Below are 12,777 nucleotides of genomic sequence, written 5' to 3'. Positions count from 1 at the left end.
GTATAGGGGATGATTTTATATGTATTATAGTAATGGGAATTACGAAGCATTTGCACGTCCACAAAAACCTGAAGGTGTGGATAGAAAATCAGCATATTTAGTTGGAGCTGGTTTAGCATCTTTAGCTGCTGCATGTTTTTTAGTTCGTGATGGACAAATGAAAGGCGAACATATTCATATATTAGAAGAAATGGATATAGCAGGTGGAGCTTGTGATGGAATTAATGATCCCGAGAAGGGATTTATCATTCGTGGTGGACGTGAAATGGAAAATCACTTTGAATGCTTATGGGATTTATTTAGATCAATACCTTCAATAGAAACTGAAGGAGTCTCTGTATTAGATGAATTTTATTGGTTAAATAAAAAAGACCCAAATTATTCTTTAATGAGGGCTACAGTTAACCGTGGAGAAGATGCTCACACAGATGGAAAATTTGGATTAACAGAAAAAGCATCTATGGAAATAATTAAATTATTTATGGCAAAAGAAGAAGACTTATATGATAAAAAAATTGAAGATGTATTTACAAAAGAATTCTATGAATCAAACTTTTGGCTATATTGGAGAACTATGTTTGCCTTTGAAGAGTGGCATAGTGCCCTTGAAATGAGAAGATATATTCAAAGATTTATTCATCATATTGGTGGACTTCCTGATTTTTCAGCTTTAAAATTTACAAAATATAATCAATATGAATCATTAATTTTACCAATGGTTAAATACCTAGAGTCTAATGGAGTTCATTTTCAGTATAATACAACTGTTACAAATGTGATTTTTGAAATAACAGAAGATAAAAAAGTAGCAAAACAAATTGTTTGCATTAAGGATGGAAAAGAAGAAACTATTGATTTAGTAGAAGATGACTTAGTATTTATTACAAATGGTAGCTGTACAGAAAATTCAAGTTTAGGTGATGACAATCATGCACCAGTTTTAAATACTACTGAAGGTGGTTGCTGGAGACTTTGGAGAAACATAGCAGCACAAGATCCTTCTTTTGGTAGACCTGATAAATTCTGTACTGATATAAATAAAACTAACTGGGAATCTGCTACTATAACTACTTTAGATAATAAAATTCCACCATATATAGAAAAAATATGTAAACGTAATCCATTTAGTGGAAAAGTTGTTACAGGAGGTATTGTTACAGTTAAAGATTCATCTTGGCTAATGAGTTATACTTTAAATAGACAACCACATTTTAAAGCACAACCAGATAATGAGCTTGTTGTATGGGTTTATGGATTATTTACTGATGTAGATGGAGATTTCATAAAAAAACCAATGAAAGAGTGCACAGGTTATGAAATCACTCAAGAATGGCTATATCATTTAGGAGTTCCAGTAGATGAAATTCCTGAGATGGCAAAAAATTCTGCTCATTGTATTCCTTGTATGATGCCATACATTACTTCATTCTTTATGCCAAGAACAGCTGGAGACAGACCAAAAGTAGTACCAGATAAAGCTGTTAACTTTGCATTTATTGGTCAATTTGCAGATACTGTTCGTGATACTGTATTTACAACAGAGTATTCTGTAAGAACTGCTATGGAAGCTGTATATACACTACTTGATGTTGATCGTGGAGTTCCTGAAGTATTTAATTCTTGTTATGATATTAGGGTGTTACTTGATTCAACTTCTAAGATGCTAGATGGAAAAAAACTAAAAGATATTAAGTTACCATTATTAGATAAAATTAAATTAGATATAGTTAAGAAAGAAATTTCAGGAACTATAATTGAAGAATTATTACAAAGATATAATTTAATATAAGTTGACTATGATTAGTAAAATTATATTAAATAATGATGAACCGTATCACAAGTAAGTGATACGGTTTTATCGTATTGTAGAATTATAAGTAATACAAAACTACAAAAATATCATAATTATTGCTTAACTGTATAGATTGATTTTTTTAGAAATGATGATAAGTAGATGTCTAATTTAATTTCTAAAGTAAAAATGATAAAAGTAGAAGAGAATATAATATGTAGAAGATAATAAAAATATAGTTGTCAGCGGAGTATAATCAGTTTTTAGAAGTACAATAAAAAGGGTATTATGAAATAATGAAAACTAAGATAGCGAGGTACGTATGAAAAAAACAATATATGAATATGCAGAGGTTATAAAACATCTTCCTATAAAAGATAAATATAAAAAAAATGAATTATTAATAGATGATTTGCTTATAGAAAAAAATGGAAATATAGAAATATATTATGCCCCACACAATGATTATTTAAACTCAAAAGCTAAGATATTTATTATTGGAATAACACCTGGATTTCAACAAATGAGTACAGCTATCTCCACTGCTCGAAAAGAATTAGAATTAGAAACTAATATTGAAGAAATTCAATATAAATGTAAGGTGGCCGGTAGATTTAGTGGAAGTTTAAGAAAGAATATAATTAGTATGTTAGATGATATAAAACTTAATGAGGCGTTAAGTATAAATAGTTGTTCTACCTTATTTGAAGATAAAGATTATTTACTACATACTGTATCATTGGTACCTTATCCTGTATTTGTAAAAAAGCAGAACTATTCAGGACATACACCTAAATTATCAAAAAGTGAGTTCTTAATGAAATATGTATATGATAATTTTATTAAAGAACTCAGTAAAATTGAAAATTTTAAAGAAATATTAATAATACCTTTAGGCAGAGCAGTTGAAGAGGTACTGTATAAGTTATCAGAGGAAGGAATTATTTGTGAAAAACAGATTCTTAAAGGATTCCCACATCCATCTGGAGCCAATGTAAATAGAGTTATTCAACTAGAAGAAAATAAGGAAAATTTAATAAGGCAAATTAAAGAAAATATAGCCTATAGTTTGATAATGAATCTATAGATAATTCTAAGGTGTAGTTACGGAGAACTAAGTTTAGAAGGAGGGGAGAATCCTTCTTATTTTGTTTTGAAGAGAAGGTTGATGATAAATTGTGTAAAAATAAAATTCGTATATAATTTATAGATAATTGTAACTTTTTACATCTAACTCAAAATCAAGCGTACAGGAAACAACAGTACATTGCCTTCAAACCTAATCCTTTTTGCAAAAGTCAAGGCCCTAGCAGTTTATGCTAGAGCCTTTTTAGTAGATAGAAATATTGAAGAACTTGGATGAAACTTATTCAAAGGTTGTTTAATTCCAATATTTAATGTATATACTATAATTATTAAAATAAATCAAAAAATAAGAAATTAGGTGATTTTAATGATATATATATATAACTGCTATGGAGGAACTCACTCATCTATTCTAGCAATGGCTTATCACTTAGAAATGCTGGATGAAACTAGAGAACCGACTAAGGATGAAATATTGAACTTACCTAACTTTAATAAGTTAGTATATGGAAATCGTGGAGAACTTTTTTATTATGGAACTGATAAAGATGGAAACGAAGTTTATATTGTAGGCAGGGGGCGTTCAAAGGTCTTGATTCCAGGATTATATAATTTAGCTTCTATGCTTCATAAACAAAATCTATTAAATGAGAAAATTATATTTTCCAATACGTCGCCAACAGTCCCATTACCAATGACACTTGGTGGATTATTTTCTAGGTGGTTAAAAATTGATTTTATAGGAGTACCTTTACTAGTAAAGGGAGCAAAAAAATCATACAAGGACGTTATAAAACTTGTAAATCATACAAAGAAGGCAGCAAAGGAAGATAGGTCAGAGGTTATTATTTTAGATAATAAGGAATTTAAGAAGAAATAATTCTTAACATTCATTATAAGTAATAATTTGCTAAAGTTTATTTAAGTTGGATCATATCACAGGTAAATGATAAAACTAGTCTTAGGTATAGAGTCTACTTTGTAACTGCAGTCACTTTCATTATCTTTTATAAATTTTGAGTATTTGTGCACATATTTTGATGAGTTTTTCATTAAAAGGTGTGCATTTTTATGCAAAATAGTCTTGAAAACATTTGTATTAAAGTATAATTGTAATGTGTAGATTCATCTGCATAAAGTTGTTTAGAAAAAGAAATCAGAATACGCAGCTAAAGATGATGTAGTAATTATTGATGGTTTAGTTAATAGGCTAATATAAACCTTAGAGCATCGAATTATTATTACTAATAATATGATAGGAATTAAAAAATATATTTAAGAAAAAGGAGCTATTATGGCTAAAATATGAAAAATTCTTAGAAAAGCATATTCTATCTATTTATGAAAAAGATTATACTGAGATTCTCGTTAAAAAAATGTATTGAATGCATCTAATGAATAGATAGAAGGAAATCTAGCTACATAACTTGCAGCTAGAGTGATTGGATCAATAATTAATACTATAACTAGTTTTTTTGAATTTGAATTATACGGTGCTGCAGCGATAGCATATTAATCTATAGGTGTTAATGAAAAGGTTGATGTTTATAATGAAATTGCAGCAATAGAGTTCAAAAACATGGAAAGTTCTTTACGTAAAGTTGCTATAATAGATGAGCCTAATCCAGTGAAAGTAAATTGGAATTGCTAAATATAATAGTTTTAATAACTTATAAATATCATTTTTTAGATTAAAGAATAATAGAGAAAATTGCACTCTGTAGAGTAAGATACGGAGAAACATATCACAAGTAACGAGGTATATCATCTTATACAGCTTAAAAAACTTTAAGCTATCCTCTATAAAGTGAGTATATTATTTGAAATAAATTGTATAAGATTAGATATTCCTATATAATAAACTTATTAATAATTAAAATATAACTAATTTTAATTATTAATAAGTTTATTATTATTTTTAAATTTATAAATTGCTTTTAAGTGTATGAAAATAAATCAGAGTAAAATTTCTACAAATAAAAGTGATAATTATATATTTTGAAGGACATATGATATATGTATATATCCATATCTACCTAGTAAAGGAGGGAGAATATGAATCCTATAAAAAAGTCTAACCGAACTAGAATACTAGAGTATATTTTTAGAAATGCTCCTGTATCAAGGGCTACTATAGCGGAGCAAACAGATATTACGCCTGCCACAGTAACAACCACAACAGCTGAACTGATAAATGAACATATTATTGTTGATTTAGGTGAAGTTGAACAAAATGACAATACGCCAGGGAGAAAGCGTGTTTTAATTGATTTAAACCCTGATTATGGCTATGCAATTGGAATCGAATTTAATGAAAAACATGTATCTTTTTGTATAACTAATTTAAAAGGGAAGGTTATAGTTGAATCAATATTTTTAACAACATACCATGAAATTTCCAATATAACGGAATTTATCATTGAAAATGTAGAAATACTTATGCAAAAAAATCAAGATATCAAGGATAAGCTTTTGGGAATAGGTATTGGTGTACCGGGGAAGATAAACAACAACAAGAAAGAATTATTTTCAGATTCAAATGTATGGAAATGTTTCTATCCTGAAATAATTAAAGAGAGGTTTCATTTACCAGTTATCATGGATAATAATGTAAAATGTATGGCTATGGGGATGTATTTATTTGAACCTCAAAAAAGTCCAGAAAACTTTTCCTTTTTTCATTTAGGTATTGGAATGTACTGTGCAAATGTGATTAATGGAGAATTATTTAAAGGAGAAAGTTATATATCTGGTGAAATAGGTCATACAATTGTTAAAGTAGATGGGAAAAGTTGTGAATGCGGAAAAAATGGTTGTCTTAATACCTACGCGAGTGAAAGATGGTTAATAAAGATGGCTAAGATACTAATTAAAAATAAGGCTTCTGTTATTTTAGATAGTTTAGTCAAAAATTATGAAGATGTAAATATTGAACATATTATAACTGCATATAATTTGGGTGATGAAGTTATAAGACAATATATATTAGAAGCATTAAAATATTTAAGCATGACGATTTCAAATTTATCTATTATAATAAATCCTACTAAAATTTTCTTACATGGTCGATTATTTGAAGAAGATACGATATTTAATCAATTTCAATCATATATTGAAAGGGATTTAAAATTTATAGGGGACAATTATTTTTCTAATATAGAACCAGTACGCTATAGACCTATTAATGGTGCTGTAGGGGCAAGTGCTAGGGTTATTGATGCTTATTTTATTAATGAATAATCAAAATTTCATTAAATTTAAATGTTTTGTAAAAATCTAAATAGTTATTTATATACTAAAAAAGAGTATAGATAAATTTGTTTTTATGCAAATCTATCTATACTCTCGCTAATTACTTTCAAAGACAATACATTTTTACTTTATAGATATAATTATTAAGTTTCTAGTAAAATTCTTTAATACGATGGAACCATACACTAGCTGGATCATTACTTTCTTTCAAATGACGAGATAATTTTTCTATATATTCCTTTTTTATATCTGCATATTTTTCATCATAACATAAATTAGTTAATTGATATGGGTCATTGATGAAATCATAAAGCTCACCTTTTTCATTTTCATTAAATGTAAATTGATATTTGTTATCTCTTACCATTCTTTGACGTGATACATAAAAATGATTATGGAACTCACCAAACACCTCTGTTCTATTATTACTTTTCTCGGTTCCGTACATTAAAGGAAGAAGGCTTTCACCATCAACAGGTTTAGGAGGTTTTATACCTGCTATATCTAGAAGTGTTGGCATAATTTCTTGTAAATAAACAAAGCTATCATTATCCTTATTGCCAAGACCTTTAACTATCATTGGTATTCTATATATTTCATCGAAAGTAAATGCACCTTTTTCGATTAATTTATGTGCGCCAAGACAGTCTCCATGATCTGCGCTATAGATAATAATAGTATCCTCATAAATTCCTAATTTTTTTAATTTATCTACTATTAATCCCACCATGTCATCGATCATTGTACAATGACCATAGTATTTAGCAGAAATGTCTGCAAATCCATCCCATCCATAATCTCCAAGACCCCACATCTTTTCAGTAAGATAATAACCATAAGGTTTATCCTCAAAATTTTCCTTATAACTTGGATGTTCTTTAATATCCTTTGGATCGTACATAGAATAATAAGGTTCAGGTACGATACTTGGAGAATGAGGTCCCCAGAAGTTTGCCCAGATCAAAAATGGTTTATCTTGTTCAATTGCTTCATCAATTAAACGATTAGCTTCATGTGCCACAAAATATTCGATAGTGCTTTCAACAGGTCCCTCATGCTTAGCATACATTTCTTGGACTTGGAGCGCAGGATTATCACCTAAGAAACCATTAGAAATATCAGGTATATCAAACCCATTATCCTTTAAGTATTCTTCGTAGTAATTAGGCGAATTGTCTGGTGGCTGATTAAATATTAAACTAGGAAATACTTGACTTCCGGGGAATCCATATCCCATAAAGGGTTTTCCATTAAATCCACAATCTTCAGGTGTTTTTGATGCGGAAACATGCCATTTACCAGCAAGACCACAATAATAACCTTGATCTTTCATACATTGTCCAAGAAGAGGAGTATCTTCTTTAATATCTGTAAAATTATCTATTACACCATGATTATGAGGGTAAAGGCCTGTCATAACACTTGCACGAGATGGCGCGCAGATTGGTGAAGATGTAAATGCATTAGTAAACTTCATTCCTTCATCAGCAAGAGCATCAATATTTGGTGTTTTGCATATATCATTTAAACCGTAAGCACTGATAGTATCGTATCGTTGTTGATCAGATAGTATGAGAATTATATTTTTTTTCTTAGCCATAAAATTCAATCCTTTCTAAATATCAAATTAATTATTTTTTATAAAAAATTAAAGCTTTAGTTATAAAAAAATATTAAACATTGTAAAATAAATTAATAAAATTGAAATTTTATATAATTTAATATTAATTTTAATGTTAGTATAGCATTGTTAATTATTAAAAACAATAATTAATTAAATTTATTATTAACCTAAAATTATCAGTATAATTAAGAATATGCCAAGCATATATTAAAATATATTGAAAATATATAAATTATTATTTATAATTAATGGTGAAAAGATTAAAATTAAAAAGGAGAGTGTTATAACCTTACAATGTAAGCGACAAAAAAATTAATTTTTCTAAGAAAATTAAAATTATACGAGGGGGTAAAAAATGAAGAATTCAGTTGAAGCTTCAGATAAGCAAGTATACTTATATAGTATAGGTAATATTGCAAATACTGCTATATTTGCGTTTGTAGGTACATACATTATGTTCTATTACACAAATATCTTAGGGATTCCAGCTACAGTGGCAGGAACAATTTTTATGGTAGCTAGGATTGTGGATGCGCTTACAGATCCGATTATGGGAATGATTATCGATAAAACTAACTCTAAAAGATTTGGTAAATATAGACCTTATATCATGTTTGGAGCACCACTATTAGGAATTATATTTGTAGTAATGTTTATGGCTCCTGATTTAAGCATGAAAGGAAAAATAATTTATGCATATACAAGTTATATCTTATATAGCTTAGCATGGACATGTGTACAAATTCCTCAACTTGCTCTTCCTATTATTTTAAGTAATAATGTAACTCGTCGTACAAAAATTCAAGCTATCTTTCAGGCGGTTGGAAATATTGGTAATTTAGCAGCAACATCATTAGCTATTTATATGTTAGATTGGTTTGGCGGAGATTCAAGTAAAGAGGCATGGTTTACTGTGGCAGTAATTTTTGCTATATTTTCTACAATTATGTTTATCGGTTCTGCTATGTCTGTTAGAAGTCTTGATGTTTATAATCCAGCACAAGCTAGTAGAGTTAAATCAGGTGAAAAGATACCTTTTAAACAAAGAATGAAAGTTATTACTTCTAACACAGCCTTACTTATGGTACTTATCAGTTTTGGAACAGATCAGTTAGCTATTCAAATTGGAAATGGACTAAACATGTATTTCTTTAAATATAATATGGGAGAAAAAACACATCTTATGGGGTTATTAGGATGGGCAACTGCTATATTTTCTTTCATATTGATTGCTATTGTAGGATGGTATGTAAATAAGCTTGGAAAGAAATATGGAATAATCGTAGCTGAATCACTTGCTATTGTAGCAGCTCTTGGATTATTAATTGTTCCTTCACATAAGACTTTCTTCGTTATGTTTTTCTTAATAGCATCAGTTATTATTGGAGCGATTACCAATATGTTAAGTAGATCTGCTGTTTTAGATTCAGCGAACTATGCAGAGTGGAAGACTGGTATAAATGGGTCTGCATTAGTATCTTCTACATTCACTTTTGTAAATAAGCTTTCACAAGCATTTGGGGCATTTATCATGGGTTATGTTCTTGATTTTGTAGGGTATGCGCCAAATCTTGCTCAACAGTCTGAAACTACATTAAATGCTATTTTATATATGAAGACTTTGATTCCTATTTTTGCATTCGTATGTTCCGTTGTAGCAATGAAATTTTATCCGATTGATAGGAAAACAGAAAAGGAAATGGAAAAGTTTATAAATGATAAGCGTGAAAAGGAGATGGAATCATATAAATCTCTAGAAGCTGAACTTCATGAATAGGCATAAATATAAATTTATCTACCGTTATTACATCTAAATCTATTTAATTATATTTTATATAATAATTTCACAACACTCAGGAAAACGATTTTAAAATATATGGTTTATATTTTATCCAAATAAGTAATAAAAGCAAAATAAATATGTCATCAAATAATTAATTATAAAGAATTAACAGCTGATTTCTATTCTGTATAAGGGATCAGCTGTTAATTGGTTTTAGTATAGTTTCATAGGTAGAGTAAAAAATGAAATCTTAAAAATGACATAATAATATATAAATAAATTGACAGGAGTGGGAGTGTATGGAGTTTATATATTTTATTATAAGTGCGATTGCCTCATTTATAGGAGCCATAAGTGGAATTGGTGGAGGAATAATTATTAAACCTTTTATGGATAGTTTAGGAACGATGAGTGTATCAACGCTAAGTTTTTTATCAGGATGCACTGTTTTGACCATGTCGACAGTATCACTTATAAGAAATAGAAAAGAAGAAATTAAAATAAATATGGATATAACTTTATACTTAGCAATTGGTGCTTGTATTGGTGGAATTTTAGGGAAAGAATTGTTTGATAAATCAAGAATGATATTTGGAAATGATAGTTTAGTAGGAATGATTCAATCAATTCTGTTATTATTAATCAACCTAGCAATTATATTTTATATGAAGAATAAAGATAAAATTGAAACACATAATGTAGAAGATAAGAAGAATTGTGTATTAATTGGATTATTATTAGGAGTGCTATCATCTTTTCTAGGAATTGGGGGAGGACCTTTAAATATAGCTGCAATATACTACTTTTTTTCAATGAAGCCGAAGGAAACAGCTTTAAATTCACTATTTATAATATTTTTTTCCCAGATATCTAGTTTATTAAGAACAGTTTTAGCTAATGATATTCCTGAGTTTGGAATTATGACATTGGTTGTAATGTGTCTAGGAGGAGTTTTAGGCGCAATTTATGGAAGTTATAGATCAAAGAAAATGAGCGATGATATAACTCAGCAATTTTTTTCAAAAGTTCTAATTTTATTGGTTTTTATAAATATATTTAATATAATTAAATTTACAGGGGTATCACTATAGAGGGAGGGACTAAAAATGTATCCATTAAATTTATTAATTAAACCAGCATCAGGATATTGTAATTTTAAATGTAAGTATTGTTTTTATGAGGATGTAGCCGATAATCGAGAAGTACACTCCTATGGGTTTATGAGCACTAAAACTTTAGAGCAAATAGTAAAGAAAGCTCTTAAGTTTGCAAAGAATGAATGCACATTTACTTTTCAAGGTGGTGAACCTACTTTGGTAGGTCTTGATTTTTATAAAGATCTAATAAAGTTTCAAAAGAAATATAATAAAACAGGATTAAAAATCCATAATTCAATTCAAACTAATGGATATGTAATAGATAAGGAATGGGCGAAATTTTTCCATAATAATAATTTTCTTGTAGGAATATCATTAGATGGAACTAAAGAAATAAATGATAAAAATAGGATAGATGCAAATAGAGAAGGTACTTATGATAAGATACTAGAAACAATAGAGCTTTTTAATAAGTATAAAGTAGAATACAATATATTGACTGTAGTAACTTCTCATGTAGCAAAAAATATAAAGAATATATATGAGTTTTATAAAGAAAAGAATTTTTTATACCAACAGTATATACCGTGTTTAGATCCTATAGGTGAAAAAAGAGGAGGTCATGAGTATTCACTTACTCCTAAGCTTTATGGACAGTTTTTAAAAGACTTGTTCGATTTATGGTATGAGGATATGAGAAATGGAAGATTTATATATAACAGATATTTTGAGAATATAGTAGGTATAATAAAAGGATTTAGGCCAGAGGCATGTGGTATGATCGGTCATTGTACGGTTCAAAATGTAATAGAGGCTGATGGAAGTATATACCCTTGTGATTTTTATGTATTAGATGAACAAAAGATAGGAAATCTAATAGAAGGAGACTTTGAAGATATAGAAAGAAAAAGAAAAGAAAGTAAATTTATAGAATCATCACTAAAGGTAGATGATAGCTGTATGAAATGTAAGTGGAAAAACCTATGTAGAGGTGGTTGTAGAAGAGATAGAGATGAAAATATGGATGGAAATTTATCGCTAAACTATTTCTGTGAATCTTATAAGGAGTTTTTTGAGTATGCAATTGATAGACTAGTAAAATTTTAAAATAAAGTTATAGAAGATAAAATGGTGCTTATAAATATATTAATAATTTAAAATTAAGTTTATCAAAAACAAGTTTATACTACCTAATATTTGAATATTTTATTCATATATTAGGCTTTTTATTTTCTGGCAATTAATATATTGATTAAATATGAAATGTTAGGGTTTAATATTTTAACATTAGTTCTAGTGATAAAATATAGTAAAAACGTTACCTGATGAGTACGGCATGAAGAACCGTATCATAAATAAGAGATACAGTTTTTATATATTAATTAGTTTTAATTAAAAATTATCAGTAATCAGTGGAATATAATCATTTTTTAGAAGTACAATAAAAAGGGTATTATGAAATAATAAAAATTAAGATAGCGAGGTACGTATGAAAAAAACATTATATGAATATGCAGAAGTTATAAAACATCTTCCTATAAAAGATAAATATGAAAAAAGTGAATTATTAATAGATGATTTGCTTATAGAAAAAAATGGAAGTATAGAAATATATTATGCTCCACACAATGATTATTTAAACTCAAAAGCCAAGATATTTATTATTGGGATAACACCTGGATTTCAACAAATGAGTACAGCTATCTCCACTGCTCGAAAAGAATTAGAGTTAGAAACTAATATTGAAGAAATTCAATATAAATGTAAGGTGGCCGGTAGATTTAGTGGAAGCTTAAGAAAGAATATAATTAGTATGTTAGATGATATAAAACTTAATGAGGCATTAAGTATAAATAGTTGTTCTACCTTATTTGAAGATAAAGATTATTTACTACATACTGTATCATTGGTACCTTATCCTGTATTTGTAAAAAAGCAGAACTATTCAGGACATACACCTAAATTATCAAAAAGTGAGTTCTTAATGAAATATGTATATGATAATTTTATTAAAGAACTTAGTAAAATTGAAAATTTTAAAGAAATATTAATAATACCTTTAGGCAGAGCAGTTGAAGAGGTACTGTATAAGTTATCAGAGGAAGGAATTATTTACGAAAAACAGATTCTTAAAGGATTTCCA

9 protein-coding genes are annotated in these 12,777 nt (G+C 28.2%); 8 read left to right on the top strand and 1 reads right to left on the bottom strand.

Annotation, left to right across the window (positions count from 1 at the left end):
• Positions 1-19: 19 nt before the first annotated feature.
• From I4U89_RS10295 to I4U89_RS10280, 4 genes are all read left to right on the top strand, one after another.
• The gene (locus I4U89_RS10295) at positions 20-1,789 is read left to right on the top strand and encodes an oleate hydratase (protein WP_195940289.1); all 1,770 of its coding nucleotides are present in this window, start codon (positions 20-22) and stop codon (positions 1,787-1,789) included.
• A gap of 325 nt (positions 1,790-2,114) precedes the next feature.
• On the top strand, positions 2,115-2,879 hold the full coding sequence (locus I4U89_RS10290; RefSeq protein ID WP_195940288.1) for a hypothetical protein: 765 nt from the start codon (positions 2,115-2,117) through the stop codon (positions 2,877-2,879).
• 366 nt (positions 2,880-3,245) lie between these two features.
• Positions 3,246-3,758: a DUF3189 family protein gene (locus I4U89_RS10285; RefSeq protein ID WP_195940287.1), complete on the top strand. Its 513-nt coding sequence runs from the start codon at positions 3,246-3,248 to the stop codon at positions 3,756-3,758.
• A gap of 1,175 nt (positions 3,759-4,933) precedes the next feature.
• Positions 4,934-6,118 carry an ROK family protein gene (locus tag I4U89_RS10280; protein ID WP_195940286.1) on the top strand — a complete coding sequence of 395 codons (1,185 nt, stop codon included), beginning with the start codon at positions 4,934-4,936 and terminating at the stop codon, positions 6,116-6,118.
• A 163-nt stretch (positions 6,119-6,281) separates the two neighbouring features.
• On the opposite strand, the gene I4U89_RS10275 is transcribed toward I4U89_RS10280, so the two are convergent.
• On the bottom strand, positions 6,282-7,730 hold the full coding sequence (locus I4U89_RS10275) for a sulfatase-like hydrolase/transferase (protein ID WP_195940285.1): 1,449 nt from the start codon (positions 7,728-7,730) through the stop codon (positions 6,282-6,284).
• A 379-nt stretch (positions 7,731-8,109) separates the two neighbouring features.
• Here I4U89_RS10275 and I4U89_RS10270 point away from each other — a divergent pair, with 379 nt between their 5' ends.
• The 4 genes from I4U89_RS10270 to I4U89_RS10255 form a co-directional block, all read left to right on the top strand.
• Entirely contained in the window at positions 8,110-9,531 is a 1,422-nt protein-coding gene (locus I4U89_RS10270) for an MFS transporter (protein ID WP_195940284.1), read from the top strand.
• Between the two features lie 305 nt (positions 9,532-9,836).
• Positions 9,837-10,628, top strand: coding sequence for a sulfite exporter TauE/SafE family protein (locus tag I4U89_RS10265; RefSeq protein ID WP_195940283.1), 792 nt, complete (start codon positions 9,837-9,839; stop codon positions 10,626-10,628).
• A gap of 15 nt (positions 10,629-10,643) precedes the next feature.
• On the top strand, positions 10,644-11,741 hold the full coding sequence (locus I4U89_RS10260; RefSeq protein WP_195940282.1) for an anaerobic sulfatase maturase: 1,098 nt from the start codon (positions 10,644-10,646) through the stop codon (positions 11,739-11,741).
• Between the two features lie 382 nt (positions 11,742-12,123).
• A partial coding sequence (locus tag I4U89_RS10255) for a hypothetical protein (protein WP_195940281.1) occupies positions 12,124-12,777 on the top strand: 654 nt, incomplete at its 3' end.

Source organism: Romboutsia sp. 1001713B170131_170501_G6 (assembly GCF_015668195.1).
GTDB lineage: Bacteria > Bacillota > Clostridia > Peptostreptococcales > Peptostreptococcaceae > Romboutsia_C.
This window is presented reverse-complemented; position numbering and strand designations above follow the sequence as displayed.

What these genes read in the sequence shown, in the direction of transcription:
- I4U89_RS10295 (WP_195940289.1), top strand. Translation starts at nt 20, where the DNA reads ATGTATTATAGTAATGGGAATTACGAAGCATTTGCACGTCCACAAAAA.
- I4U89_RS10290 (WP_195940288.1), top strand. Translation starts at nt 2,115, where the DNA reads ATGAAAAAAACAATATATGAATATGCAGAGGTTATAAAACATCTTCCT.
- I4U89_RS10285 (WP_195940287.1), top strand. Translation starts at nt 3,246, where the DNA reads ATGATATATATATATAACTGCTATGGAGGAACTCACTCATCTATTCTA.
- I4U89_RS10280 (WP_195940286.1), top strand. Translation starts at nt 4,934, where the DNA reads ATGAATCCTATAAAAAAGTCTAACCGAACTAGAATACTAGAGTATATT.
- I4U89_RS10275 (WP_195940285.1), bottom strand. Translation starts at nt 7,730, where the DNA reads ATGGCTAAGAAAAAAAATATAATTCTCATACTATCTGATCAACAACGA.
- I4U89_RS10270 (WP_195940284.1), top strand. Translation starts at nt 8,110, where the DNA reads ATGAAGAATTCAGTTGAAGCTTCAGATAAGCAAGTATACTTATATAGT.
- I4U89_RS10265 (WP_195940283.1), top strand. Translation starts at nt 9,837, where the DNA reads ATGGAGTTTATATATTTTATTATAAGTGCGATTGCCTCATTTATAGGA.
- I4U89_RS10260 (WP_195940282.1), top strand. Translation starts at nt 10,644, where the DNA reads ATGTATCCATTAAATTTATTAATTAAACCAGCATCAGGATATTGTAAT.